General features: G+C 52.5%; 35 protein-coding genes. 5 read left to right on the top strand and 30 right to left on the bottom strand.

Translation table 11 applies throughout. The features are described 5' to 3' along the window. Window positions 1-129: 129 nt before the first annotated feature. Window positions 130-636: a c-type cytochrome gene (locus ABWP81_RS09430; RefSeq protein WP_353141331.1), complete on the top strand. Its 507-nt coding sequence runs from the start codon at window positions 130-132 to the stop codon at window positions 634-636. Window positions 637-675: 39 nt separating this feature from the next. On the opposite strand, the gene ABWP81_RS09435 is transcribed toward ABWP81_RS09430, so the two are convergent. The 12 genes from ABWP81_RS09435 to ABWP81_RS09490 all read right to left on the bottom strand — a co-directional run bounded on the left by ABWP81_RS09435 (window position 676) and on the right by ABWP81_RS09490 (window position 9752). After that, window positions 676-1212, bottom strand: coding sequence for a DUF2946 family protein (locus tag ABWP81_RS09435; protein ID WP_353141333.1), 537 nt, complete (start codon window positions 1210-1212; stop codon window positions 676-678). Continuing rightward, entirely contained in the window at window positions 1205-2185 is a 981-nt protein-coding gene (locus tag ABWP81_RS09440; RefSeq protein ID WP_353141335.1) for a YheT family hydrolase, read from the bottom strand. The genes ABWP81_RS09435 and ABWP81_RS09440 overlap by 8 nt, the downstream gene beginning before the upstream one ends. Next, entirely contained in the window at window positions 2182-2631 is a 450-nt protein-coding gene (locus tag ABWP81_RS09445) for a YybH family protein (protein ID WP_353134518.1), read from the bottom strand. The genes ABWP81_RS09440 and ABWP81_RS09445 overlap by 4 nt, the downstream gene beginning before the upstream one ends. An 84-nt stretch (window positions 2632-2715) precedes the next feature. Continuing rightward, on the bottom strand, window positions 2716-3132 hold the full coding sequence (locus ABWP81_RS09450; RefSeq protein ID WP_353141337.1) for a F0F1 ATP synthase subunit epsilon: 417 nt from the start codon (window positions 3130-3132) through the stop codon (window positions 2716-2718). An 8-nt stretch (window positions 3133-3140) separates the two neighbouring features. Continuing rightward, complete coding sequence (gene atpD / locus ABWP81_RS09455) at window positions 3141-4568, bottom strand: F0F1 ATP synthase subunit beta (RefSeq protein ID WP_353141339.1); 1428 nt, start codon at window positions 4566-4568, stop codon at window positions 3141-3143. Window positions 4569-4592: 24 nt separating this feature from the next. Further along, complete coding sequence (gene atpG, locus ABWP81_RS09460; protein WP_353134527.1) at window positions 4593-5459, bottom strand: F0F1 ATP synthase subunit gamma; 867 nt, start codon at window positions 5457-5459, stop codon at window positions 4593-4595. 26 nt (window positions 5460-5485) lie between these two features. Next, complete coding sequence (gene atpA / locus ABWP81_RS09465) at window positions 5486-7024, bottom strand: F0F1 ATP synthase subunit alpha (RefSeq protein ID WP_353141341.1); 1539 nt, start codon at window positions 7022-7024, stop codon at window positions 5486-5488. A gap of 36 nt (window positions 7025-7060) precedes the next feature. Continuing rightward, complete coding sequence (locus tag ABWP81_RS09470) at window positions 7061-7591, bottom strand: F0F1 ATP synthase subunit delta (protein ID WP_353141343.1); 531 nt, start codon at window positions 7589-7591, stop codon at window positions 7061-7063. Window positions 7592-7600: 9 nt separating this feature from the next. Then, window positions 7601-8071 carry a F0F1 ATP synthase subunit B gene (locus ABWP81_RS09475; protein WP_353134536.1) on the bottom strand — a complete coding sequence of 157 codons (471 nt, stop codon included), beginning with the start codon at window positions 8069-8071 and terminating at the stop codon, window positions 7601-7603. A 31-nt stretch (window positions 8072-8102) separates the two neighbouring features. Beyond that, window positions 8103-8351, bottom strand: a complete 249-nt coding sequence (gene atpE / locus ABWP81_RS09480; RefSeq protein ID WP_353134539.1) for a F0F1 ATP synthase subunit C — start codon at window positions 8349-8351, stop codon at window positions 8103-8105. 52 nt (window positions 8352-8403) lie between these two features. Beyond that, window positions 8404-9261 (bottom strand): F0F1 ATP synthase subunit A, encoded by an 858-nt coding sequence (gene atpB, locus ABWP81_RS09485; protein ID WP_353134542.1) that lies wholly within the window; start codon window positions 9259-9261, stop codon window positions 8404-8406. A gap of 14 nt (window positions 9262-9275) precedes the next feature. After that, a complete protein-coding gene (locus ABWP81_RS09490; protein WP_353141345.1) occupies window positions 9276-9752 on the bottom strand; it encodes an ATP synthase subunit I in 477 nt (158 codons plus the stop codon). A 108-nt stretch (window positions 9753-9860) separates the two neighbouring features. Between ABWP81_RS09490 and ABWP81_RS09495 the strand changes: the two genes are divergently transcribed. The 3 genes from ABWP81_RS09495 to lipA are packed head-to-tail and all read left to right on the top strand — an operon-like array spanning window position 9861 to window position 11845. Next, window positions 9861-10154, top strand: coding sequence for a YbeD family protein (locus ABWP81_RS09495; protein ID WP_353141347.1), 294 nt, complete (start codon window positions 9861-9863; stop codon window positions 10152-10154). A 44-nt stretch (window positions 10155-10198) separates the two neighbouring features. Next, window positions 10199-10828 carry a lipoyl(octanoyl) transferase LipB gene (gene lipB / locus ABWP81_RS09500; protein ID WP_353141349.1) on the top strand — a complete coding sequence of 210 codons (630 nt, stop codon included), beginning with the start codon at window positions 10199-10201 and terminating at the stop codon, window positions 10826-10828. Window positions 10829-10846: 18 nt separating this feature from the next. Beyond that, window positions 10847-11845 (top strand): lipoyl synthase, encoded by a 999-nt coding sequence (gene lipA / locus ABWP81_RS09505; protein ID WP_353141351.1) that lies wholly within the window; start codon window positions 10847-10849, stop codon window positions 11843-11845. On the opposite strand, the gene ptsP is transcribed toward lipA, so the two are convergent. From ptsP to ABWP81_RS09535, 6 genes are all read right to left on the bottom strand, one after another. Beyond that, window positions 11835-13601: a phosphoenolpyruvate--protein phosphotransferase gene (gene ptsP, locus ABWP81_RS09510; protein WP_353134553.1), complete on the bottom strand. Its 1767-nt coding sequence runs from the start codon at window positions 13599-13601 to the stop codon at window positions 11835-11837. The genes lipA and ptsP overlap by 11 nt on opposite strands. 6 nt (window positions 13602-13607) lie before the next feature. Further along, a complete protein-coding gene (locus ABWP81_RS09515; RefSeq protein WP_353141353.1) occupies window positions 13608-13877 on the bottom strand; it encodes an HPr family phosphocarrier protein in 270 nt (89 codons plus the stop codon). Between the two features lie 4 nt (window positions 13878-13881). After that, window positions 13882-14292, bottom strand: a complete 411-nt coding sequence (locus ABWP81_RS09520) for a PTS sugar transporter subunit IIA (RefSeq protein ID WP_353141355.1) — start codon at window positions 14290-14292, stop codon at window positions 13882-13884. A gap of 26 nt (window positions 14293-14318) precedes the next feature. Next, window positions 14319-15572, bottom strand: coding sequence for an MFS transporter (locus ABWP81_RS09525; protein ID WP_353141357.1), 1254 nt, complete (start codon window positions 15570-15572; stop codon window positions 14319-14321). Next, window positions 15563-15946 (bottom strand): hypothetical protein, encoded by a 384-nt coding sequence (locus ABWP81_RS09530; RefSeq protein WP_353141359.1) that lies wholly within the window; start codon window positions 15944-15946, stop codon window positions 15563-15565. Before ABWP81_RS09530 ends, ABWP81_RS09525 begins: the two co-directional genes overlap by 10 nt. A gap of 235 nt (window positions 15947-16181) precedes the next feature. Beyond that, entirely contained in the window at window positions 16182-16634 is a 453-nt protein-coding gene (locus ABWP81_RS09535) for a c-type cytochrome (RefSeq protein ID WP_353141361.1), read from the bottom strand. 98 nt (window positions 16635-16732) lie between these two features. On the opposite strand from ABWP81_RS09535, the gene ABWP81_RS09540 reads away from it, so the two are divergent. Continuing rightward, window positions 16733-17416, top strand: a complete 684-nt coding sequence (locus ABWP81_RS09540) for a cytochrome b/b6 domain-containing protein (protein WP_353141363.1) — start codon at window positions 16733-16735, stop codon at window positions 17414-17416. 1 nt (window position 17417) lies between these two features. Here ABWP81_RS09540 and ABWP81_RS09545 read toward each other — a convergent pair whose 3' ends face one another. The 12 genes from ABWP81_RS09545 to rpsJ form a co-directional block, all read right to left on the bottom strand. After that, window positions 17418-17924 carry a peroxiredoxin gene (locus ABWP81_RS09545; protein WP_353141365.1) on the bottom strand — a complete coding sequence of 169 codons (507 nt, stop codon included), beginning with the start codon at window positions 17922-17924 and terminating at the stop codon, window positions 17418-17420. A gap of 94 nt (window positions 17925-18018) precedes the next feature. Next, on the bottom strand, window positions 18019-18288 hold the full coding sequence (gene rpsQ, locus ABWP81_RS09550) for a 30S ribosomal protein S17 (RefSeq protein WP_353134577.1): 270 nt from the start codon (window positions 18286-18288) through the stop codon (window positions 18019-18021). 9 nt (window positions 18289-18297) lie between these two features. Then, window positions 18298-18504, bottom strand: coding sequence for a 50S ribosomal protein L29 (gene rpmC, locus ABWP81_RS09555; protein WP_333843619.1), 207 nt, complete (start codon window positions 18502-18504; stop codon window positions 18298-18300). A 17-nt stretch (window positions 18505-18521) separates the two neighbouring features. Further along, window positions 18522-18938 (bottom strand): 50S ribosomal protein L16, encoded by a 417-nt coding sequence (gene rplP, locus ABWP81_RS09560; RefSeq protein ID WP_100133884.1) that lies wholly within the window; start codon window positions 18936-18938, stop codon window positions 18522-18524. A gap of 2 nt (window positions 18939-18940) precedes the next feature. Beyond that, window positions 18941-19828: a 30S ribosomal protein S3 gene (gene rpsC / locus ABWP81_RS09565; protein WP_353134582.1), complete on the bottom strand. Its 888-nt coding sequence runs from the start codon at window positions 19826-19828 to the stop codon at window positions 18941-18943. A gap of 15 nt (window positions 19829-19843) precedes the next feature. Then, window positions 19844-20173 carry a 50S ribosomal protein L22 gene (gene rplV / locus ABWP81_RS09570; RefSeq protein ID WP_100133886.1) on the bottom strand — a complete coding sequence of 110 codons (330 nt, stop codon included), beginning with the start codon at window positions 20171-20173 and terminating at the stop codon, window positions 19844-19846. A 9-nt stretch (window positions 20174-20182) separates the two neighbouring features. Beyond that, complete coding sequence (gene rpsS / locus ABWP81_RS09575) at window positions 20183-20461, bottom strand: 30S ribosomal protein S19 (RefSeq protein ID WP_353134588.1); 279 nt, start codon at window positions 20459-20461, stop codon at window positions 20183-20185. Window positions 20462-20471: 10 nt separating this feature from the next. Then, window positions 20472-21296: a 50S ribosomal protein L2 gene (gene rplB / locus ABWP81_RS09580; RefSeq protein WP_353134591.1), complete on the bottom strand. Its 825-nt coding sequence runs from the start codon at window positions 21294-21296 to the stop codon at window positions 20472-20474. 2 nt (window positions 21297-21298) lie between these two features. Continuing rightward, the gene (rplW, locus tag ABWP81_RS09585) at window positions 21299-21625 is read right to left on the bottom strand and encodes a 50S ribosomal protein L23 (RefSeq protein WP_333843596.1); all 327 of its coding nucleotides are present in this window, start codon (window positions 21623-21625) and stop codon (window positions 21299-21301) included. Further along, window positions 21622-22242 (bottom strand): 50S ribosomal protein L4, encoded by a 621-nt coding sequence (gene rplD, locus ABWP81_RS09590; protein ID WP_104796795.1) that lies wholly within the window; start codon window positions 22240-22242, stop codon window positions 21622-21624. The genes rplW and rplD overlap by 4 nt, the downstream gene beginning before the upstream one ends. Next, a complete protein-coding gene (rplC, locus tag ABWP81_RS09595; RefSeq protein ID WP_353134595.1) occupies window positions 22242-22907 on the bottom strand; it encodes a 50S ribosomal protein L3 in 666 nt (221 codons plus the stop codon). The genes rplD and rplC overlap by 1 nt, the downstream gene beginning before the upstream one ends. A 184-nt stretch (window positions 22908-23091) precedes the next feature. Continuing rightward, the gene (rpsJ, locus tag ABWP81_RS09600) at window positions 23092-23406 is read right to left on the bottom strand and encodes a 30S ribosomal protein S10 (protein WP_019426908.1); all 315 of its coding nucleotides are present in this window, start codon (window positions 23404-23406) and stop codon (window positions 23092-23094) included. Between the last annotated feature and the right edge of the window lie 66 nt (window positions 23407-23472).

The raw sequence follows: 23472 nt of genomic DNA on the forward strand, positions 1-23472 counted from the left end.
ACCCACGACCCTTGGCTTCGGAGGCCAATACTCTATCCACTGAGCTACAGCCGCACTTTTATGACTAACCCATTGTAGGCCACCGCTATAATTTAAGCAGTTCCAAAGCTACCCATCAGGATTTAAAAAATGAGCGATCAGCACCACGAAGAAGCCCACACAGGCCCTATCAAAACACCTAAGCAGCTTTTGATTGCTGTTTTGTATTCGTTTGTTTTGCCTGTGCTCATCATCATTGGCTTGGTAGCGTACGTCACTTCTGCCAACAAGCCTCAAGCAGGATCTTCCAACGAGCCAGAGGCGATTGCAGCTCGTATTCAAAAAGTCGGCTCTGTTGAAATCAAAGACGTCAACCGCGCCGCTCGCAATGGTGACGAAGTTTACAAAGCACAATGCTCCGCTTGTCACGCCGGCGGTGCTGCTGGCGCGCCTAAGTTTGGTGATAACGGCGCTTGGGGTGCACGAATCGCCAAAGGTTACGACACCTTGTTGACTTCGGCACTCAAAGGCAAGGGCGCGATGGGTGCTCAAGGTGGTGGCGATTTTGAAGATTTTGAAATTGGTCGCGCTGTGGTTCACATGGCTAACGCTGCCGGTGGAAAGTTTGCAGAACCTAAGAAGCCCGAAGCCAAATAAAGCTTCGTGTTTGATGAAAACCGGCCCAGGCCGGTTTTTTTACGCCTGTTCTTTTCGTTGTGTCTGTTGCGGGCTGCGAACATAGCCAAAGCGCTTCGGTAATTCGCTAGTGGGCATCACTTGTGGCACCCACAAACCCGTTTCGATGAAGTCTGCGGCGTGCACCACGTCTTGTGTGTGAAGCAGACCAAAACCCTGTTCTGTGTCCAGATACAAACGGCCATACTCGTCGACGATGCAGCGCTGCATGCGTGCGCTTGATCCCGTGTGAGACTGTATGGAGCTATCCGGCTGCAAGCGCCAAACAAATGGCGTGGCTTCAAGTTCAACATAGACACGCTGTGGCCCATTTTGAAAAAACCACAGCCCTTGTTTATCGTTCGTATAGTTGCGCCCAATGAAGTCGATCAACTTTTCGTGGGCCAGCCGTGAACCTTTGCTTTGTGTAAAGGTGCCTAGTGCCTGCACTTGGTCGTCACGCATATACCAATCGCCGCGTGCGTCTAGCCCTAGCCATCCATAACAATCCGGCACATTGGGCCACTTGGCCATGGCTTGTAATACGAGGTCATCCATGTTTTGACATCCATTCTGTGACTGCCCAAGGCATTTCTTGCAAGTCGCCAGGGAAAGCACCTGAAGCAAAGCCCACATGCCCGCCCGCTGCTGGTTGCCACAATTTAACCCAATCGCTGACTTGAGCCTGTGTTGGCAAACTGCTGGCGGGAATAAATGGATCGTTGCGTGCGTTCAGCAGCAAAGCGGGTATTTGCACCCGCGATAAGCCTGGTTTGGCACTGGCGCGCTCCCAATAGTCATCGGTATTTTTAAATCCGTGCAGGGGCGCGGTAAACACTTGGTCAAACTCATACAGTGACTCAGCAGCCATCAGATCTTGAGGATCGAACAATCCTGGGAACTGTTTGAGCTTATCCATGGCTCTAGGCTTCATCGTGCCTAAAAACATCCGCGCATACAGCACCTTGTTGATCCCTGCATCTATGGCGTTGCCGCTTGCCGTCAAATCGATTGGCGAGCAGACCGAGGCAATGCCGTCTACAACCTGTCTGGCAGACTGGCCCATTTCACCCGCCCAACGCATCAATGCATTGCCTCCTAGCGAGATGCCAACCGCGAACAAGGGGCCCCGATGCTGCTGACGAATGCGTTTGAGTATCCATCCAACTTCTTCAAAATCGCCTGAGTGATAGGCGCGTGGCGCCCAATTAATTTCACCGCTACAGCCTCGAAAGTGCGGCACTGCCATGTGCCATCCACGTTTGTGTGTCTCTTCTGCAAAGGCTTGTGCGTAATGACTGCTCGATGATCCTTCTAAGCCATGAAACAAGGCCAACAAGGGCGCATCTTCCGGCAAGCTTTTGTCATGGCTGCGCCAATCGACATCGACAAAGTCTCCATCAGGCGTATCCCAACGCTCTCGCGTCCATTTGGGATCTGGCCCTGAATAACGGCGCGCCAGTTTGGCTGCATAAATCGTTTGTGCGTTGCCACCTGGCAACCACCAGGGCGCTTGGTAATCCCAAATCAATGCAAGACCTGTGGGGCTTGGTGCGCTTCGGCATGTGTTGGTGCAGTGCCAGGACTGGCATGGTGCGCCACCATGCGCCAACCCTGTGCAGTTCTTTGGTAGACATTGGTGGCAACAACCACTGCTTCTTGCGTTCCATCAGTCGTCAGCAAGGCCACACGCTCGATCACGTTGTGCATGGCACTGGTCAGGGACTCGACTTTGCAAATGTGTTCTGGTCGTGCCGCAATGGTGCCGTTGGAAAACATGGCCTCAAAGGCGGCTCGAATACTGGCACTGCCCACCAGACGTGGGCCGCCTGGGTGAACGCACACGATGTCGTCTTCGTCGGCCCAACAGCCCATGAGTTTTTCGATATCACCCGTTTGCAGGGCATCGTAAAACTGGGCCTCAATGATGTCGGCAGTTCCGCCTACGGTGGCTGCTTGGAGTTTGGCTTTCGGCATTGTGCAAATTGTCCACTTATTTGATGCAATAAAAAAGCCCCAACCGCGAGGCAGGGGCTTTTAGAACGCAAGCGCGCACGGCAATTACTTGAGAGCGCGGTAGCGGCGCAAGGCCGACAATTCAGCGGCCAAAATGTGCAGCTCTGAACGAGCCCGCGCCAAATCGACATCTGTCTTTGCGTTCTTGACGGCTTCTTCAGCTGCCAGTTTGGCCGCGTTTGCTTTTTCTTCGTCCATGTCTTTGCCGCGAACCGCGGTGTCTGACATGACGGTGACGCAGTCGGGTTGCACTTCAAGAATGCCACCTGCCACGAAAACAAACTCTTCACCACCATCAGCTGTTTGAATACGCACCGAACCAGGACGAATGCGTGAAATCAGCGGCGTGTGCCGAGGATAAATACCGAGCTCGCCGGCCTCGCCTGGCAAAGCCACAAAAGTGGCTTCGCCGGAGAAGATCAACTCTTCTGCGCTGACGACATCTACGTGAATGGTACTCATAGGATCTCTCAGATCTTCTTAGCTTTTTCGAACGCTTCGTCGATGGTACCGACCATGTAGAAGGCTTGTTCTGGCAGGTGGTCGCACTCGCCGTTCACAATCATCTTGAAACCACGGATGGTTTCAGCCAAGGTCACGTATTTACCGGCTGAACCCGTGAACACTTCAGCAACGTGGAACGGTTGTGACAAGAAGCGCTGGATCTTACGAGCGCGCGCCACGGCGAGCTTGTCGTCAGGAGCCAATTCGTCCATGCCCAAAATCGCAATGATGTCACGCAATTCTTTGTAGCGTTGCAAAGTGCCCTGCACAGCGCGAGCTGTGGCGTAGTGCTCTTCGCCCACAACCAAGGGGTCCAACTGGCGGCTGGTCGAATCCAAAGGATCCACAGCTGGGTAGATGCCGAGCGAAGCGATGTCACGAGACAACACAACGGTGGAATCTAAGTGGGCAAAAGTAGTCGCTGGAGAAGGGTCAGTCAAGTCATCGGCAGGCACGTAAACGGCTTGGATGGAAGTGATAGAACCGACCTTGGTCGACGTGATACGTTCTTGCAAACGGCCCATTTCTTCGGCCAACGTAGGTTGGTAACCCACAGCTGAAGGCATACGACCCAACAAGGCGGACACTTCAGTGCCAGCCAAGGTGTAGCGATAGATGTTGTCCACGAAGAACAACACATCTTTACCTTCGTCACGGAATGATTCGGCGATGGTCAAACCTGTCAAAGCCACGCGCAAACGGTTACCTGGAGGCTCGTTCATCTGACCGTAGACCATGGCAACTTTAGACTCGTTCAAGTCTTTCAAGTTCACCACGCCTGAGTCGGCCATCTCGTGATAGAAGTCGTTACCTTCACGCGTACGTTCACCGACACCAGCGAACACGGACAAGCCGCTGTGCGCCTTGGCGATGTTGTTGATGAGTTCCATCATGTTCACTGTCTTGCCCACACCAGCGCCACCGAACAAGCCGACCTTACCGCCTTTAGCGAAAGGACAGACCAAGTCGATCACCTTGATACCGGTCTCGAGCAATTCTTGCGAAGGGCTGAGTTCGTCATAGGCAGGGGCCTTGCGGTGAATCGTGGCAGTTTTTGTTTGGTCAACAGGACCACGTTCGTCGATGGGGCTACCCAACACGTCCATGATGCGGCCGAGTGTGGCTTTGCCCACTGGAACGGTAATGCCCGCGCCTGTGTTCGTCACCATCAAACCACGACGCATACCGTCGGAACTGCCCAACGCGATGGTACGGACGATGCCGTCACCGAGTTGTTGCTGAACTTCCAGAGTCAGTGCTGTGCCTTCGAGCTTGAGCGCATCGTAGACCTTGGGCATCTGGTTGCGTGGGAACTCGACGTCCACCACAGCGCCGATACATTGAACAATCTTGCCTTGAACGCCAGCGTTCATGTGGGTGGTCTCATGAGCCATACTTTTTTGCTCCAAAAATTAAAATCAGACAGCAGCCGCACCAGCAACGATTTCCGAAAGTTCTTTCGTGATCGCAGCTTGACGCGTCTTGTTGTAAACCAGTTTGAGTTCGTTGATCACGTTCCCAGCATTGTCGGTCGCAGACTTCATCGCAACCATACGGGCCGATTGCTCGGACGCCATACTTTCAGCCACAGCTTGATAAACCATGGCCTCTACGTATCGGATCAAAAGCTCGTCGATCACGACGTGCGCATCCGGTTCGTAGATGTAGTCCCAAGTTTTGTGACCTTCGTGCGGTTTGAGCGCATCTGCCGACAAAGGCAAAAGTTGCTCAACCACCGACTCTTGTTTCATCGTGTTGATGAACCGCGTGTAGCACAGTTGGACCGAATTGATTTCGCCAGCCACATAAGCATCTAACAAAACCTTGACGGGACCAATCAACTTTTCGAGGTGCGGCGTGTCACCCAATTGTGTCGCATGCGCCACAATTTTGATGCCAGAACGACCCAAAAAGCCGAAGCCTTTGTTACCGATAGCCACGGCTTGCGCCTTGTGACCTGCGGCTTGCAATTCACGCAGTTTGGTTGACAACATACGCAACACGTTGGTGTTGAGACCGCCACACAAACCTTTGTCTGTGGTGACCACAATAAAGCCAACATCCTTGGATGTGTTCAACTCCATGAAGGGGTGAACATACTCAGGGTTGGCCTTGCCGAGGTTGGCCGCGACATGACGAATCTTCTCGCTGTAAGGGCGAGCCGCACGCATGCGTTCTTGCGCCTTACGCATCTTTGACGCGGCGACCATTTCCATGGCTTTGGTGATCTTCTTGGTGTTTTCCACCGATTTGATCTTGCCGCGAATTTCCTTACCTGCTGCCATTTGAGGCTCCTTGTGTCAGGTAGGGATTAAGCGAAGGTTTTCTTGAACGCAGTTAATGCTGCGGTCATTTCGGCCTCTGCGTCTTTGTCCATGGCTTTGTCGGCTTCGAGTTTAGCCAACAAGGCAGCGTGCTTAGCTTTGAGGTAAGCGTGCATTTCATATTCAAAGTGCAGAATTTGCTTGACTTCGATGTCGTCCATAAAGCCTTTATTCACCGCAAACAAGGTCGAAGCCATGATGCTGATGGATTGAGGGCTGTATTGAGCTTGCTTGAGCAACTCAGTCACGCGAGCACCGCGGTCGAGCTGTTTACGTGTGGCTTCGTCAAGGTCTGAGGCGAACTGAGCAAATGCTGCCAACTCACGGTACTGAGCCAAGTCGGTACGGATACCACCGGACAGGTTCTTGATCAATTTCGTTTGCGCTGCACCACCCACGCGAGACACCGAGATACCGGCGTTAATCGCAGGACGAATACCCGCGTTGAACAACGAGGTCTCCAAGAAGATTTGACCGTCGGTAATAGAAATCACGTTGGTTGGCACGAAAGCAGACACGTCACCGGCTTGGGTTTCAATGATCGGCAAAGCCGTCAATGAACCTGTTTTGCCTTTGACGGCGCCTTTGGTGAAGGCTTCGACGTAGTCGGCGTTCACGCGGGCAGCGCGTTCGAGCAAACGGCTGTGAAGATAGAACACATCGCCAGGGTAAGCTTCGCGGCCTGGTGGGCGACGCAAAAGCAAAGATACTTGGCGGTAAGCCACAGCTTGCTTAGACAAATCGTCATACACGATCAAGGCGTCTTCGCCACGGTCGCGGAAGTATTCGCCCATCGTGCAACCAGAATAGGCTGACACGTATTGCATCGCTGCAGACTCAGAAGCAGAGGCGGCCACAACGATGGTGTAGTCCATTGCGCCGGCTTGCTCTAAAGCGCGAACCACGTTTTTAATCGACGAGGCTTTTTGGCCAATCGCGACGTAAACGCAGGTCATGTTCTGACCTTTTTGGTTGATGATGGCGTCGATCGCAACAGCTGTTTTGCCGGTTTGACGGTCACCAATGATCAACTCACGTTGGCCACGGCCGACTGGCACCATGGAGTCAACCGACTTGAGACCGGTTTGCATGGGCTGGCTCACAGATTCGCGAGCGATAACACCAGGCGCAACCTTTTCGATCACGTCAGTCAACTTGGCATTGATGGGGCCTTTGCCGTCGATAGGCTGACCCAAAGCGTTAACCACGCGACCAATGAGCTCAGGGCCGACTGGCACTTCCAAGATGCGACCTGTACATTTGACAACGTCGCCTTCTGAGATGTGCTCGTACTCACCCAAAATCACAGCGCCGACCGAGTCGCGCTCGAGGTTCAGTGCCAGACCGAATGTGTTGTTGGGAAATTCCAACATTTCGCCTTGCATCGCGTCTGAGAGACCGTGCACGCGAACGATGCCGTCAGTCACCGAGAGAACGGTGCCTTGATTGCGAACGTTGGCATCGGTGCCCAAACCTTCGATACGGCTCTTAATCAGCTCAGAGATTTCTGCTGGATTGAGTTGCATGACTCTTTCCTTCTTTCTTGTTAGGGCTGACAGGCATTAAGCCGTCAGCGCAACTTTCATTTGATCTAAACGGGCTTTGACAGAAGTGTCCAACACTTCGTCACCCACCACCACGCGAATGCCGCCAATCAGCTCAGGCTGCAAGGCCACAGAGACGTTCAGTTTGCGAGCAAAACGCTTTTCGAGTGCCGTCTTCACATCAGCCAAAGCTGCTGCGTCGATGTCGAAAGCGCTGTACACCACAGCATCTGCCGAACCGCTTTGCGCGTTGACATGAGCGCGAAATTGCGTTACCACTTCAGGCAATGCACTCAAGCGACCGTTGTCAATGACAGCGCGCAAAAAGTTTTGCGCAGCAATTGGCAATTTGGATTTGGCAACACCAACAATCAAATCAAACACTTGGCTTGAGGTGACCTTGGGGCCTTCTGCAAATTGCAGCAATTGGGCGTTTCCAGCGATAGCCGCAAGCTCTTCAAGCCATACAGCGGTAGCGCTCAGGTCTGAGGCCGAAGCCTTGAACAAAGCTTCTGCGTAAGGGCGGGCAATGGTGGCGAGTTCGGCCATGTTGTCCTCTTACAGCTCGGTCTTCAGACGGCTCAACAAGTCGGCATGAACACCAGCGTTGACTTCCTTGCGGAGAATCTGCTCAGCGCCCTTTACCGCCAATGCGGCCACTTGCTCGCGCAGGGCTTCACGGGCTTTCACGACTTCTTGCGCAGCTTCTGCATGAGCAGCAGCCACAATCTTTTTCGCTTCGACCGAGGCATGTACCTTGGCTTCGTCGATCAAGTGTTGTGCGCGACGTTCTGCATCAGCCAACAAGGCGGTGGACTCATTGCGGGTTTCGGCCAGCTTGAGTTCAACCTCTTTGTGTGCATTGGACAGCTCAATCTTGGCATGCTCAGCAGCTGCCAAACCATGGGCAATTTTTTCTGTACGTTCGTCGAGGGCGATTGCGATGGGCGGCCACACGAATTTCATCGTGAACCACACCAAGACCGCAAAAACGATCATCTGGACGAACAGGGTTGCATTGATACTCACGGCAACACCTTTCTTTTGGTAGTTGCGAGAATTACTTCAGGACGAAGGGGTTCGCGAATGCGAACATCATGGCAATACCAACGCCGATCAAGAAAGCAGCGTCGATCAGACCAGCCAACAAGAACATCTTGGTTTGCAATTCGTTCATCAATTCAGGCTGGCGTGCAGCTGCTTCGAGGTACTTGCTACCCATGATGCCGATACCGATACAAGCGCCGACAGCACCCAAACCAATGATGATGCCAGCTGCGAGTGCTACATAACCGAGGACGTGTTCCATTTTGTTACTCCTAAAGAATGGATGAGAGAGAAAAGTTAAGAAAAAACCGAAATCAGTGGGCGTCGTGCGCCTGGCCTACATAAACAAGCGTCAGCATCATAAAGATGAAGGCTTGCAATGTGATGATCATGATGTGGAAGATGGCCCAAATTGAACCAACAATAACGTGGCCGATGGGCAACAAGACGCCTGGCAAGGTGGCAGCAGCAGCGCCGCCCATCAAAGCGATCAACATAAACACCAGCTCGCCAGCGTACATGTTACCGAATAGTCGCATGCCATGAGACACGGTCTTGGCCGCGAATTCAATCATTTGCATGACGAAGTTAACAGGCCAAAGCAGAGGATGAGCACCGAAGGGGGCGCAGAAAAGCTCGTGTACCCAGCCGCCGATGCCTTTGATCTTGATGTTGTAAAACACACAGACCAACAAAACAGAAGTAGACAAGCCCAAAGTGGTGGACAAATCAGCCGAGGGCACCACACGCATGTAGGCGTGATGCGGATCGCCCCCATTCGCGCTGTAGATCAACTCCCAAATCTTGGGGAATAAATCAACCGGGAATAAGTCCATGGCGTTCATCAAGAAAATCCAGACAAACACCGTCAATGCCAAAGGTGCAACAAGCTTGCGGCTTTCGGCGCTGTGAATGATGCCCTTGGCTTGGCTGTCTACCATTTCAACCAAGATTTCGACAGCCGCCTGAAAACGGCCAGGCGCGTGGGCCGTTGCACCACGGGCAGCGCGCCATAAGAAGAAACTGGCAACCACACCTAACAACACTGACCAGAATATTGAGTCAAGGTTGTAAACAGAAAAGTCAATGACACCAGCCATTGGCTTGTTTTGCAGATGCGTCAGGTGGTGAACAATGTATTCACCAGCGGTCGGACCATGTTCAACAGACATTCGTTCGCTCTTTTTTAAGTTGGGCTAACTGGGTAAAACACCTTGCGAAAGCCAAGCGCCACCCAATACACCTTCATTGTCACTACCAAGCCCGCCAACATGGCAGGCCAGCTTAAATCGCTGACCAGACGTGGCGCCGCAAAAAGCATTGCCACCGTTAGGCCTATCTTGACCATTTCCCAAAGGAAAAAGCTAAAGACCGCAGCACCCACATTTAGCGCGGAGGCTCGACTGGTCAAACCTCGCGCAAACAAAGCCGCCGGAAGAATCACTGCCAAGGCGCCGTAAAGTGCTGAATAAACAGCCACCACACTCCCCGACAAAACCCACACAAGAACCGCTACCAAGAGCCCAAGCAATACTTGAACTCCAACTACCCGCCAAACTGACAAGAGGGGCTGACTTTTTCGCAATTCAGCTACCTGATCGGCGCTAAGGGGCTTAAAAGTGTCTTGTTCTTCGTCTTGTTCTTCGGTGTGTATTCTGGTCATGTTTGTTTACGCCCAGGTTACACCCGTCATCTTTGTATCAACCAAATATTGTACGTGATAACCCATACGCTCTATGGCGATCGCACCAAGAAGAGGATAATTTCAGACATGACCAACCCCTCCATTCCATCCAAAAACATTGGCGCGGAGTCTCTGATTGAGTATCCAAGCCTATTTCCTATCAAAGTCATGGGGCTTAAAGCTGATGGTTACGTTGATGCGGTGAGGGCTATTGCCGAGCAATTTGACCCCACGTTTAATGTGGCCAACATTGAGTTGAGAGAAAGCAGCGGCGGCAAATATTTAGGCGTCACCATCACGGTTACCGCCACTAGCAGAGAGCAACTCGACGATCTTTACCGCACCCTTTCCTCTCACCCGATGGTTAAAGTAGTCCTGTGATCCATCACCTCGGCCTTGTGCCCTTTCTGCATTCTTATCAGGCCATGCAGGATTTCACAGCGGCACGAACGGTCGACACACCTGATGAAATCTGGCTGTGTGAACATTCACCAGTTTTCACTCAAGGGCTGGCAGGTCGAGAAGATCATTTACTGGCCCCTGGCGACATACCTGTCGTGTCCACCAATCGAGGGGGGCAGGTGACATTTCACGGGCCAGGCCAAGTGGTGGCGTACCCTTTGATCGACCTCAAACGTGCTGGCTATTACGTCAAAGAATATGTACACCGCATCGAAGAAGCCGTCATTCGTTCACTCGCCCACTTTGACGTGACAGGCCACCGCGTATCGGGTGCTCCAGGAATTTATGTGCGTTTAGATGACCCACACAGTCACGCAGTGCTGGCACAACGCCCTCAAAAAGATGGCAGCAAAACTCCAGACTTTGCGGGCCTTGGGAAAATTGCAGCACTGGGCATCAAAGTCAGTCGACATTGCACGTATCACGGCATGGCACTAAACGTGAGCATGGACTTAAGCCCCTACCAACGCATCAACCCTTGCGGTTATCAAGACTTGCAAACTGTCGACCTTTCTACAATCGGCGTATCGGTCAGTTGGCAAGAAGCCGCTGATGTTTTGAGCCACAAGCTCTCCACTTATTTAGCGCCCTAACGCAAAGGGCCATTCGCCATGTCTACCCCTGCAAACCCAGTTGTGCGAGAAGCACAAACCGTCGAGAACTACAACGCTTCGGCCAAGCAAAAAGCCGCTGCTAAGTTGTCGCGCATTCCGATCAAAGTAGAGCAAGGTGAAGTACTTAAAAAACCTGATTGGATTCGCGTCAAAGCCGGCTCGCCCTCCACGCGTTTTTATGAAATCAAAGATATCTTGCGCGCCAACAAATTGGTGACGGTGTGCGAAGAAGCCAGCTGCCCCAACATTGGTGAGTGCTTTGGTAAAGGCACGGCCACCTTCATGATCATGGGCGATAAGTGCACCCGACGCTGCCCTTTCTGCGACGTGGGACACGGACGCCCTGATCCACTCGATGTGAACGAGCCAGAAAACTTGGCCAAAACCATTGCCGACTTGAAGCTGAAATACGTGGTGATTACCAGTGTGGACCGAGATGATTTACGCGATGGCGGCAGTCAACATTTTGTGGATTGCATTCGACGCACGCGAGAGTTGTCACCTCAAACGCAAATTGAAATCTTGGTTCCCGACTTCCGAGGCCGCGATGACCGCGCTTTAGAAATACTAAAAGCCGCGCCACCCGACGTGATGAACCACAACATGGAGACCGTGCCGCGCCTCTACAAAGAAGCTAGACCCGGTAGCGACTATGCGTTCAGCTTGAACTTGCTCAAGAAGTTCAAAGCACTCCACCCGAACGTACCAACCAAAAGCGGGTTGATGGTGGGCTTGGGCGAAACGGACGAAGAGATTTTGCAGGTGATGCAAGACATGCGCGACCACCATATCGACATGCTCACCATTGGCCAGTACCTAGCGCCTAGCACCAGCCACATTCCAGTACGTCGTTATGTGCACCCTGATACGTTCAAGATGTTTGAAGAAAAGGCCTACGAGATGGGCTTTAGCCATGCGGCCGTAGGTGCGATGGTCCGAAGCAGCTATCACGCAGACCAGCAGGCACACGCTGCATTAGTAGCGTCTAAGGCTTAAGCCCCATCAACTCGGCCGGCTCGTCGCTGGCCAACACCTCTTGCGCCCACGCCTCTAGCTTTGAGGCGTCGGCGCGAATCACCTCTTGTTTGACTGCCAAGATTTGCGTGGGGTGCATTGAGAAACTGCGCAAACCCAAACCTAACAACAAACGGGTCATCGCTGGGTCCCCCGCCATTTCGCCGCACACGCTCACGCCTTTGCCTTGCGCGCGCGCTTCGGCAATAGTTTCGGCCAACAGTCGCAACACGGCTGGGTGCAAGGGGTCATACAAATGCGCCACCAACTCATCGGCGCGGTCAATGGCTAGGGTGTATTGAATCAAATCGTTTGTGCCAATCGACAGGTAGTCGAAGTAGCGCAAGAACATCTTGACGCTTAAGGCAGCCGCAGGCACTTCAATCATGGCGCCCACTTTGACGGGGCCAAACACCTCGCCACGCGCATCGAGTTGCTTGCGTGCTTTGTCGAGCAGCGCCAGCGTTTGTGTGATTTCACGGGCATGCGCCAACATGGGAATGAGCAAATGAACCTGACCATGAGCAGCGGCTCGCAGAATGGCACGCAACTGAGTCAGAAACATTGCCGGATCGGCCAAGCTCCAACGAATGGCACGCAAGCCTAGAGCTGGATTTAAGTGCGTTTCATCTTTGACGGTGCGGTCCAACGGTTTATCTGCGCCAATGTCCACCGTGCGGATGGTGACGGGTAGGCCCTTCATGCCGTCGACGGCACGCTTGTAGGCAAGATATTGCTCTTGTTCGTCCGGCAACGCTCCAGCGCGACCCATGAACAAAAACTCACTACGAAACAAACCCACGCCCACGGCACTTACTTCCAATGCTGCGGGTGCGTCCTCAGGCATCTCAATGTTTGCCAACAGCTCGACACGTTGTCCATCTAGTGTGACTGCGGGTGTGTGACGCAAACGCAAAAGGCGCTCACGCTCTAAATCGGCCTGACGTTGTTTGAAGCCATACTCCGCCAAGATAATGGGCGAAGGATTGACGATGACGACGCCTGAATCACCGTCAATGATGATCCAGTCGTCTTGTCGCACCAACTGACTTGCAGTGCGCGCTCCCACCACGGCGGGAATATCCAAGCTGCGCGCCACAATGGCGGTGTGTGATGTTTTGCCGCCCACATCCGTCACAAAACCGGTGAACACACTTTGCTTGAACTGCAACATGTCTGCGGGTGATAGGTCGTGCGCCACCAACACCAAGGGCACATCCATCTCGTCGCCGAGTTGCAAATCTTGCTGACGGGTCTGGTTGCTTCGCTTAGCCGACGGGTGCGGTATGACATGCGCCACACCCTTCATGTGCCGCAGCATGCGCTCGACGACTTGCTCCAAGTCACCTTTACGCTCTCGCAAATAGGCATCATCCATCTCATCAAACTGTCTTGCCACCACATCGAGTTGCGAGGTCAGGGCCCACTCGGCGTTGTAGAAGCGCTCCTTAATCCAGCCACTCACACCATCCGCGAGCATGGTGTCTTGCAACAACATCAAATGAACTTCCAAAATGGCGGACAGTTCAGGGGGCGAATCTTTGGGAAGATGGTCATGCAGCGTTTGCAATTCGACCATTACGGCCTCACGCGCTTGCACCAAGCGCATGAGTTCAGCATCGACCTGCTCAGGTGCAATGAAGTAATGAGCCACATCCACGCGACTGGATGCCACCAATACGGCACGCCCAATGGCGATGCCGCGGGCGACTGCAAGACCGTGGATAGAAAATGTCATGCTGGCTTACTCACCTTCGCCAAATTTGTCAGCCATCAAAGTGAGCAAAGCATCCATGGCTTCTTGCTCTTGCGTACCATCGGTTTCAAGCTCGACATGGCTGCCGATGCCAGCGGCCAGCATCATGACACCCATGATACTTTTAGCGTTCACGCGGCGCTCGCCCTTGCTGAGCCATACCTCGCAAGGAAAGCTTCCGGCGAGCTTCGTAAGCTTGGCCGAAGCTCGTGCGTGCAAACCTAATTTATTTGTGATTGTTGTTGTGTTTTTGATCATGGATTCATCCATCTTGATTTTGGGTTGCTGTGATAGCGACTTGCATCACACCTTGTGTGCCGCCAGCCAGAGCACGTGCCACCAAGGCATCTAGCGGCTCATGCCTGTAACACACGCTGCGAAACAGCATGGGTAAATTAACGCCAGCAATCAGCTTGGCATGGCTGCCAGTTACTAACTTTTGCGCCACATTGGCGGGTGTTGCGCCAAAGATATCTGTCAGCACCAACAGTCCCTCGTCAAGAGCCGCACCGGCAGCGCTAATGGCTAGTGCGAGGGTGTCCTCGGGCTGAGCATCAGGCAAGACGTCAAGGGCAATTACGTCGGCCGCGCATTCGGCGTAGACATGCATGGCGCAATCGCGCAAAGCTTTTGCCAAAGGTGCGTGTGCAATGATGAGAATGCGGTTACTCATAGAAAAAGAAAAAATGCTGTGAATTATCAGCTCTCAGGCCTGTGCTTTAAAAAGTAGCCGTACGACGCGATGCAGCAAATCAAAAACACTGACATTGCTCCTTGAAAAGCCTGTGGCTCGGTCCAATTCATTGCCTTGAATCCGTCAATCATTAAGCCCATGCCCCACTGCACCACAAACACGCCTAAGAACAATATCAAGTTATAAGCAGACAATGCGCGTCCAGCCAAAGCTGATGGAAAGGCCATGCCCACTGCGGGTTGCGCGAGTGCCACGAACGAACTGAAAACACAAAACACCACCCAATATGCCGCCCCCGCGTCTTGCCCGCCCAAAATAATGGCCACTTGCGCGAACAAACTTAATGGCACGCCATACGTTAATAATTTATTTGCGTGGTAACCCCGCACAGTCAAACTTGGCGTCATCAATCCCCATAACCAAAAGGTCAACAACATGCACACATTAAGCCAAAACAGGCCAGTGGCAGCCTCTAGTGGTGTGTAACCGGCCACTTTGACCATCCAAGGTCCCGCCCACAAAGTTTGCATGGCGATCATGCCGCCGTAGTTGAAGAAACCCATAGGGGCCAACCGCCGAAAATAAGAGTGCGTCCATACCTGTTGGTAGCTCGCCATGATTCCTTTGGTTGAGGTTGTGGCTGAGATTGTTTCTTCATTCTGAGTTGGCTCGCTCAATCGCCATGCAGGAACTTTCCAATAGATCACAGCCATGGACAGCGCCACGAGCAAGGCCAACACCACGAACATCCACCGCCATCCCACCATCGGCAATAACCATTGCACAGGCAAAGTTGAGGTCAACATTCCCAAAGCGCCGGTCATCAACATCCATGAGTTGGCACGTTGTTGTTGCTCTAACGCCAACCAGCGCCGGTATCCAGTCAGCGGCGCCATCAAGCAAGCACTCACACCCACGCCTATCAGCACTCGCGACAACAACAGCCCCTTGAAGTCATGAGCCCAAGCAAAGGCAAAGCAACCCAGCACAGCAACGCATAAAAAACTTAGTACAACCTTTTTAGGACCGTGTCGATCAAGCCAATGACCCATTGGTAATTGCGTGATCGAAAAACCCAAAAAATAGGCGCCCGCCAATAGGCCCAGATCTCTTGCCTGCATGCCAAACTCGTCCGTCAGGACAGGCGCAAGTGTGGCCGTGATGGCACGCAACAAAGTCGACAAAAAGTAGGCGGCGGCCAACACCACAAACACCCAAACTGCGGTGTTTCTTGGCAATACATCGTGCTTCAAGGCCATTGGATTCCTGATATGAAAGTATCTGCCGCTTCTGCAAAGCCTTTGTCGTTGGGCTTCGCATAGACCGCGGCTTGGTAAATCGTTTGTTCAGTGATGAACCACACAAATTGTGCTTGATGTGTGTTGGTTGTTACACGCGTCATCAAGGCCTGCGAGGGGTTGCCACCTTTGATTAGCCGTGGCTCAGAAATCGTCTGTGCTTCGGTGGCTTGAAGCGAAGCCAAACTTGCCAATCGCCAACTATCACGCAATTCTTTGGTTGAAGCGTTGGGTGGCACGTTCAACTCAGCCAGTGCGAAGTTCATCTTGCCCGCTTCGCATGCTTGCATGTGTAACTGAGTCGAGACGTCAGCTTCATTGACACGCAATGTCACGGCTCGTGTTGCTTTGTCTGGTTTGCAAGGCATCAACACGTGAGTATGGTTCTGGCTTGACGACACCATGCGCCAGTTCAACTCAGGCGCGCATCCGAGCAAGGTTGCCGCAATGGATAAGCACGTCCAATATTTAAAAACTTGTATCAATCTCACCAACGTCAAAACATGAGGCCATATGAAAAGGGGCACCACACGCTGTGCGGCGCCCCATGAATGTAACAACGCAAATTAATTACTTGGCGCGGAAGTCATCGTGGCAGGCCTTGCAGGTGCCAGCTGTTGCACTGAAGGCAGACTTGAATCCGTCCTCTCTACCTGCCTTGGCTGCAGCCACCAACTTGATTGACTCTGCTTGAAATTTTTCTGAATAATCTTTGAATTTCGCGTTTTGTGTCCAAATCTCACTTTTGGCTTTTGTGTCGCCCGTGTCAGTACCTTCGCCAAAAGCCGCCCAAGGAAGTTTGGCCATGGCAGCCACAATTTCCGCATTGTCTGTCGCGACTTTGCTGTCGAATGACACTCGGCCTTGGGCCATGGCGCCCAATCGCCCAAAATGCGCTCCTGTTACGGTAAGTGCCGCTTTGCGATATTTGATTGCATCTTCAGGCTTAGCAAATTGCGCCGATGCAGAAAAACTAATGGCTGTGGCACTGATTGCCAATAATGAGAGCATGGTCTTTTTCATGGTGCATTTTCCTTTTGAGTTTAAAAATCCGTATCCACTTCCAATAAGTTTACGATCACTCGTTGAAATCATTTAATTCTTAATTTAACACTTCCATCATGACAACAAGTTCTGCCCTGCGTCCCATTCGCGTCTGGGATTTACCCACCCGCGTTTTCCATGTGTTGCTGATCACGGCCGTCTCGGGCCTCATCATCACCGGTGAAATTGGCGGCAGCCTCATGAAGTTTCACTATTGGTTCGGCTACGGTGTTTTATCACTGCTCTTTTTCCGTGTGATCTGGGGAATTTGGGGAGGACATTGGTCACGATTTGTTAATTTTCTTCCGACACCCTCCAAGGTGCGGGCCTACTTGGCTGATTCAAGGCAAGGCGTCCAAAGGGTCTCCATTGGTCACAACCCTCTTGGCGCTCTATCAGTTTTCGCCATGTTGGTGGTTTTGTCGCTGCAAGTCTTCAGTGGTTTGATGAGTGATGATGAAATTTCTAATGCCGGCCCATGGGCCAGTTTGGTCTCGTCCACCTGGGTGTCTTTCGCGACAAATTTCCATACAGAAATAGGAAAGGTCATCTTAATTTCTATTTTGGTTTTGCATTTGGTGTCCGTGCTGTATTACAAATATTTCAAACACGAAGATTTGCTGACTCCCATGGTCAATGGCGACAAGCATTTACCCTCCGACACACCCGGCTCACGTGACAGCACAACTTCACGCTTATTTGCATTAGGCGTTTGGTTGGGCTGTGCTTATGCGGTTTACGAGTTAGTGAACCTAGCTTGAATTAAGCCTTGGCTTGTGCCAGCAATGTGGCCGCATCGCTGACTTCAAATTTACCAAGGCCTTCTACGTTGAGATGGACCACTTTTCCGTCTTTGACGAGCATTGAATATCTATTGCTTCGCAAACCCATGCCACGCGCTGTCAGGTCAAGTGTCAAGCCTGTAGCTTGTGCGAAATCAGCACTGCCGTCACCTAGCATTCGCACTTTGCCTTGGGTGTGTTGTTCGCGGGCCCATGCGCCCATCACAAATGCGTCGTTGACGCTGATGCACCAGATTTCATCGACGCCTGCAGCCTTAAAGTGTTCAAAGTTTTCAACATAACCTGGCACATGCTTCACAGAGCATGTGGGCGTAAATGCGCCTGGCAAAGCAAACACAGCAATAGTTTTACTAGCTGTAGCTTTTGCAACATCCACAGCATTCGGTCCGATGCTGCAACCTTCACCTTCGACCTCTGAAAATTCCATCAGGGTGGTGTGCGGCAGGGTATCTCCAACTTTGATCATGGTGTCTCCAAATCTTCTACGTTATAAAAACAAAAAACGACCCACAATTGTGGGTCGTTTTCTTTAGCCTTGCAGGACCGAAGCCCTTTGGTAATTAAACCGCTGCAGCTTTCTCAACCAAACGAGTCGCAACCCAGTTTTTGGTTTTCGAAATTGGTTTGCTTTCAGTAATCTCGATCATGTCACCCAAGTGATATTCACCTGTTTCGTCATGAGCGTGATACTTGCTCGACTTTGCAACAATTTTGCCGTAAAGCGCGTGCTTCACACGGCGCTCCACCAAGACTGTCACTGTTTTAGCGCGCTTGTCGCTAACCACCTTGCCAACCAAGGTGCGCTTGAGGGATGTTTTAGCTTCCGTCATATTTGCTCCTTAAGCTTTCGGGGTTGCAGCGGCTTGCTTTTCAGCAAGAATGGTTTTCGCACGAGCAATACTGCGACGTGTAGAACGCAGTTGTGACGTGTTGTTGAGTTGTTGCGTACCTTTTTGCATGCGCAAGCCAAAGTGAGCTTTTTGCAACTCTTTGACTTCCACTTCCAAGCCGGCAACGTCTTTTTGGCGCAGTTCAGCAGCTTTCATTTCTTATTTCTCCTGAATTACTGGCCGATCATGCGAGCCACAAACGTGGTACGCAAGGGCAGCTTTGCAGCGGCCAGACGGAATGCTTCACGGGCCAACTCTTCAGGGACGCCTACGATTTCGTAGAGGACCTTGCCGGGTTGGATCTCAGCCACGTAGTACTCGGGGTTACCTTTACCGTTACCCATACGCACTTCAGCAGGCTTTTGGGAGATCGGCTTGTCAGGGAACACGCGAATCCAGATACGGCCGCCACGTTTGACGTGACGAGAGATCGCACGACGTGCGGCCTCGATCTGGCGGGCCGTCAGACGGCCGCGATCGGTGGATTTCAGACCGAAGTCACCGAATGCAACTGTGTTACCACGAGTTGCAATGCCAGTGTTGCGGCCTTTTTGTTCTTTGCGGTATTTACGGCGTGCTGGTTGCAGCATGCTTATTCTCCTGTTCCGTCCGCAGCCGTGCCAGTGGATGCGGGCGCGGCAACCTTGCGGACGCGCTTGACGGCAGTTGTAGGGGCACCGGCGGCTTCAGCGGGTTTATCGCTGCCATCCGTTGGTGCGGCATTGGTCCCTGCTGGGCGACGTGCGCCTGGGCGTGCGGGACGATCGCCTGTTGGGCGAGCGTCACGGCGAGGACCGCGAGGACGACGCTCTTCTTCAGCACGGGGCTCAGCAGCGGCCGGCAGGTCATTACGACCCAAGGTATCGCCTTTGTAAACCCACACTTTGACACCAATGATGCCGTAAGTGGTTTTAGCTTCAGAAGTTGCGTAATCGATGTCTGCGCGCAGAGTATGAAGTGGCACGCGACCTTCACGGTACCACTCGGTACGTGCGATCTCGATGCCGTTCAAACGACCTGCCGACATGATCTTGATGCCTTGGGCACCCAGACGCATGGCGTTTTGCATGGCGCGCTTCATAGCACGACGGAACATGATGCGTTTTTCGAGCTGTTGGGTGATGCTGTCAGCGATCAATTGAGCATCGATTTCAGGCTTGCGCACTTCTTCAATGTTGACCGCGACTGGCACGCCCAAACGAGCTGTGAGTTCTTTCTTCAAGTTCTCAATGTCTTCGCCTTTTTTGCCGATCACCACGCCTGGACGAGCCGAGAAAATGGTGATGCGTGCGCTTTTAGCGGGACGCTCGATAAGAACACGAGAGACAGAAGCGTTCTTCAGCTTAGCTTTCAGGTACTCGCGAACTTTGATGTCTTCAGCCAGCATGCCAGCGAAGTCTTTGTTGCTTGCATACCAACGGCTAGCCCAGTTACGGCTCACTGCAAGGCGAAAGCCTGTGGGGTGGATTTTTTGTCCCATATCTTCCTATACCTTTCAGTTGCCGACTGTCACGTACACGTGACAGGTAGGCTTGCTGATACTGTTGCCGCGGCCTTTGGCGCGGGCAGTGAAACGCTTGAGCGTGGCGCCTTTTTCGACGTAGATGGTTTTCACCTTCAACTCGTCGATGTCCGCACCGTCGTTGTGCTCAGCGTTAGCAATCGCAGATTCCAAAACTTTCTTGACGATGCCCGCAGCTTTTTTCTGCGTGAATGTCAGGATGTTCAGAGCCTGGTCAACTTTTTTGCCGCGAATCATGTCCGCGACCAAACGTCCTTTGTCGACCGACAAACGGACGCCCCTAAGGACTGCACGTGTTTCCATGGTCTTTCCTTATTTCTTCTGGACTTTTTTGTCCGCGGGGTGACCTTTGAAGGTACGAGTTAAAGCGAATTCGCCCAACTTGTGACCCACCATTTGGTCAGTGATGTACACGGGCACGTGCTGCTTGCCGTTATGCACAGCGATGGTCAAGCCGATGAAATCGGGCAGGATCATGGAACGACGTGACCAAGTTTTCACTGGCTTTTTATCTTTAGTTGCGATGGCCTTGTCGACCTTGACAACCAAATGATGGTCAACAAACGGACCCTTTTTGAGAGAGCGAGTCATTTGTTACCCCTTACTTTTTGCGACGCGACACAATCATGACTTGTGTGCGTTTGTTGTTACGGGTACGGTAGCCTTTGGTCAGGTTACCCCATGGGTCAACAGCATGACGGCCTTCACCGGTGCGACCCTCGCCACCACCATGTGGGTGATCCACTGGGTTCATCGCGACGCCACGCACGGTTGGACGAATGCCCATCCAGCGCTTGACACCAGCTTTACCCAATTGACGGAGGCTGTGTTCTTCGTTTGCAACTTCACCAATCGTGGCGCGGCATTCGATATGGATCTTGCGAACTTCACCAGAGCGCATACGCACTTGAGCGTAAGTGCCTTCACGAGCCAACAAAGTGGCCGATGTTCCGGCTGATCGCGCAATTTGCGCTCCCGCACCTGGCTTGAGCTCGATACAGTGAATGGTTGAACCCACTGGAATGTTGCGAATTGGCAAGGTGTTACCTGCACGGATCGGAGCTTCCGAACCACTGAGCAACGATGCGCCAATTTCCAAACCACGCGGCGCAATGATGTAACGACGCTCACCGTCTGCGTAACACACCAAAGCGATGTGTGCCGTACGGTTTGGATCGTATTCAATGCGCTCCACTTTTGCAGGGATAGCGTCTTTGTTGCGCTTGAAATCCACAATGCGGTAGTGATGCTTATGACCGCCACCCTTATGACGGGTAGTGATGTGACCGTTGTTGTTACGACCCGATTTTTGATGCTGGGGTTCCAGCAACGGAGCGTAAGGCTCACCTTTGTGAAGGTGATCACGGGTAACTTTGACGACGCCACGTTGACCGGGCGACGTAGGTTTCATCTTGATGACTGCCATGATTAAGCGGCCTCCCCAGAGATGTTGAGTTCTTGACCAGGCTTGAGAGTCACATACGCCTTGCGAACGTTGTCGCGACGGCCCATAGACTTACCAAAGCGCTTGGACTTACCTTTTGTGTTGACCACGTTCACGCTTTGAACTTCAACCTTGAACATCAATTCCACAGCGGCCTTGATCTCGGGTTTAGCAGCGTTTTGCAGCACTTTGAAGGTGACGACGTTTTGCTTTTCTGCAACCATGGTGGCCTTTTCGGACACGACGGGAGAGACCAACAATTGCATCAAACGACCTTCGTCGAATTTGGTTTGCTTGTGTCCGTGGCTCATGCGAACATCTCCTTGAGTTGGTCCATGGCACCCTTGGTCACGAGGACTTTGCGGTAGTGCACCAATGACAATGGATCTGCATAGCGAGGCTCAACTACCAACACGTTTGGCAAGTTGCGTGAAGCCAAGTACAAGTTGTCATCAACTTCCTCGGAGATCACCAACACGGACTCAAGGTTCATCGCCTTGAATTTTGCTGCCAAGAGCTTGGTTTTAGGAGCATCAACTTTGAGAGACTCAACCACAGCCAGACGACCTTCGCGGGCCAGCTGGGACAAGATCGAAGCCATACCAGCGCGGTACATCTTCTTATTGATCTTCTGTGTGAAGTTCTCGTTAGGCATGTTCGGGAAAATCCGACCACCGCCACGCCACAAAGGCGAAGACGTCATACCCGCGCGAGCGCGGCCAGTGCCTTTTTGCTTGAACGGCTTCTTGGTGGAGTGCTTAACTTGCTCACGGTCTTTTTGGGCACGAGTGCCTTGACGCGCGTTAGCTTGATAAGCCACCACGATCTGGTGAACCAGATCTTCGTTGTATTCGCGACCGAAAACGGTTTCTGGTGCATCATATTTTGACGCAGCTTGACCTTGGTCGTTCAGGAGTTCGACTTGCATCAGTTCGCTCCTTTAGCTTTTACAGCGGGATGCACAGTCACGAAGCCACCGGCTGAACCAGGCACTGCGCCACGGATCAACAACAGTTGGCGAGCTTCGTCGATGCGAATCACGTCGAGGTTTTGTGTGGTCACGATGTCAACACCTAAGTGGCCAGACATGCGCTTGCCGGGGAACACACGACCTGGGTCTTGTGCCATACCGATAGAGCCAGGCACGTTGTGCGAACGGCTGTTACCGTGCGACGCGCGCTGTGACTTGAAGTGGTGACGCTTGATGGTGCCAGCAAAGCCTTTACCGATGGTTGTGCCTTGCACGTCCACCTTTTGGCCCACAGCAAACACATCAGACACAGGCACAGTAGCGCCGGCGGCGTACTTAGCTGCGACATCTGCAGTCACGTGGAATTCTTTGATGATTTCACCGGCTTCGACGCCTGCTTTCGCAAGGTGTCCAGCCATTGGCTTGGTCACGCGAGATGCCTTGCGTGCGCCGAATGTGACCTGCAAGGCCACATAGCCGTCGTTTTCCTGGGTTTTCACTTGGGTCACGCGGTTGTTGGACACATCCAACACCGTGACAGGGATCGAATCCCCATCATCAGTGAACAGACGCATCATGCCCACCTTGCGTCCCAGCAATCCCAAACGGATGCTTTGACTCATTGTTTTCTCCAAAACTCTCACCGCAACCACTTCAATTGGCAGTTACGTTTTTGCGTGAAAGACGGTTGATAAATCCCCATGCTAATTGCACGGAGCCCGCGAGTATATCGCGAAAACCGCGCCAAGAGCAACTACTCTTTGGCGCGGGGGGTTGGAATGGGCCTAGACCCATTCCAAAGTTGCATTACTGCAACTTAATTTCTACGTCCACGCCCGCTGGCAAATCGAGCTTCATCAAGGCGTCAACTGTTTTATCAGTTGGGTCCACGATGTCCATCAAACGCTGGTGGGTACGGATTTCGAGCTGGTCACGGCTGGTCTTGTTGACGTGCGGTGAACGCAAGATGTCAAAACGCTTCATGCGCGTTGGCAAAGGCACGGGGCCTTTGACAATCGCGCCAGTGCGCTTGGCAGTGTCAACGATTTCAGCAGCAGACTGGTCGATTAATTTGTAGTCAAACGCCTTCAGGCGGATACGGATCTTTTGCTTTGAGGACATTTAAATTCCTCGATTAGGCAATGATCTTAGCAACCACACCAGCGCCAACCGTCTTTCCGCCTTCGC

This window comes from Limnohabitans sp. (genome assembly GCF_040401135.1).
GTDB lineage: Bacteria > Pseudomonadota > Gammaproteobacteria > Burkholderiales > Burkholderiaceae_C > Limnohabitans.

Coding starts and splice junctions, on each gene's coding strand:
- ABWP81_RS09430 (WP_353141331.1), top strand. CDS start 130: ATGAGCGATCAGCACCACGAAGAAGCCCACACAGGCCCTATCAAAACA.
- ABWP81_RS09525 (WP_353141357.1), bottom strand. CDS start 15,572: ATGGCCTTGAAGCACGATGTATTGCCAAGAAACACCGCAGTTTGGGTG.
- rpmC (WP_333843619.1), bottom strand. CDS start 18,504: ATGAAAGCTGCTGAACTGCGCCAAAAAGACGTTGCCGGCTTGGAAGTG.
- rpsQ (WP_353134577.1), bottom strand. CDS start 18,288: ATGACGGAAGCTAAAACATCCCTCAAGCGCACCTTGGTTGGCAAGGTG.
- ptsP (WP_353134553.1), bottom strand. CDS start 13,601: ATGACATTTTCTATCCACGGTCTTGCAGTCGCCCGCGGCATCGCCATT.
- atpE (WP_353134539.1), bottom strand. CDS start 8,351: ATGGAACACGTCCTCGGTTATGTAGCACTCGCAGCTGGCATCATCATT.
- atpB (WP_353134542.1), bottom strand. CDS start 9,261: ATGTCTGTTGAACATGGTCCGACCGCTGGTGAATACATTGTTCACCAC.
- rplP (WP_100133884.1), bottom strand. CDS start 18,938: ATGCTGCAACCAGCACGCCGTAAATACCGCAAAGAACAAAAAGGCCGC.
- ABWP81_RS09515 (WP_353141353.1), bottom strand. CDS start 13,877: ATGATCAAAAACACAACAACAATCACAAATAAATTAGGTTTGCACGCA.
- ABWP81_RS09470 (WP_353141343.1), bottom strand. CDS start 7,591: ATGGCCGAACTCGCCACCATTGCCCGCCCTTACGCAGAAGCTTTGTTC.
- ABWP81_RS09450 (WP_353141337.1), bottom strand. CDS start 3,132: ATGAGTACCATTCACGTAGATGTCGTCAGCGCAGAAGAGTTGATCTTC.
- rplD (WP_104796795.1), bottom strand. CDS start 22,242: ATGCAAGTCGAACTCCTGAACGACCAAGGTCAAGCTGCGTCAAAATAT.
- ABWP81_RS09545 (WP_353141365.1), bottom strand. CDS start 17,924: ATGATCAAAGTTGGAGATACCCTGCCGCACACCACCCTGATGGAATTT.
- atpD (WP_353141339.1), bottom strand. CDS start 4,568: ATGGCTCATGAGACCACCCACATGAACGCTGGCGTTCAAGGCAAGATT.
- ABWP81_RS09435 (WP_353141333.1), bottom strand. CDS start 1,212: ATGGATGACCTCGTATTACAAGCCATGGCCAAGTGGCCCAATGTGCCG.
- ABWP81_RS09535 (WP_353141361.1), bottom strand. CDS start 16,634: ATGAAAAAGACCATGCTCTCATTATTGGCAATCAGTGCCACAGCCATT.
- rplC (WP_353134595.1), bottom strand. CDS start 22,907: ATGAGTCAAAGCATCCGTTTGGGATTGCTGGGACGCAAGGTGGGCATG.
- ABWP81_RS09445 (WP_353134518.1), bottom strand. CDS start 2,631: ATGCCGAAAGCCAAACTCCAAGCAGCCACCGTAGGCGGAACTGCCGAC.
- ABWP81_RS09520 (WP_353141355.1), bottom strand. CDS start 14,292: ATGAGTAACCGCATTCTCATCATTGCACACGCACCTTTGGCAAAAGCT.
- atpG (WP_353134527.1), bottom strand. CDS start 5,459: ATGGCAGCAGGTAAGGAAATTCGCGGCAAGATCAAATCGGTGGAAAAC.
- rplV (WP_100133886.1), bottom strand. CDS start 20,173: ATGGAAACACGTGCAGTCCTTAGGGGCGTCCGTTTGTCGGTCGACAAA.
- atpA (WP_353141341.1), bottom strand. CDS start 7,024: ATGCAACTCAATCCAGCAGAAATCTCTGAGCTGATTAAGAGCCGTATC.
- rpsC (WP_353134582.1), bottom strand. CDS start 19,828: ATGGGACAAAAAATCCACCCCACAGGCTTTCGCCTTGCAGTGAGCCGT.
- lipA (WP_353141351.1), top strand. CDS start 10,847: ATGTCTACCCCTGCAAACCCAGTTGTGCGAGAAGCACAAACCGTCGAG.
- rpsS (WP_353134588.1), bottom strand. CDS start 20,461: ATGACTCGCTCTCTCAAAAAGGGTCCGTTTGTTGACCATCATTTGGTT.
- rplW (WP_333843596.1), bottom strand. CDS start 21,625: ATGAGCCACGGACACAAGCAAACCAAATTCGACGAAGGTCGTTTGATG.
- ABWP81_RS09540 (WP_353141363.1), top strand. CDS start 16,733: ATGACAACAAGTTCTGCCCTGCGTCCCATTCGCGTCTGGGATTTACCC.
- rplB (WP_353134591.1), bottom strand. CDS start 21,296: ATGGCAGTCATCAAGATGAAACCTACGTCGCCCGGTCAACGTGGCGTC.
- ABWP81_RS09490 (WP_353141345.1), bottom strand. CDS start 9,752: ATGACCAGAATACACACCGAAGAACAAGACGAAGAACAAGACACTTTT.
- ABWP81_RS09495 (WP_353141347.1), top strand. CDS start 9,861: ATGACCAACCCCTCCATTCCATCCAAAAACATTGGCGCGGAGTCTCTG.
- lipB (WP_353141349.1), top strand. CDS start 10,199: ATGCAGGATTTCACAGCGGCACGAACGGTCGACACACCTGATGAAATC.
- rpsJ (WP_019426908.1), bottom strand. CDS start 23,406: ATGTCCTCAAAGCAAAAGATCCGTATCCGCCTGAAGGCGTTTGACTAC.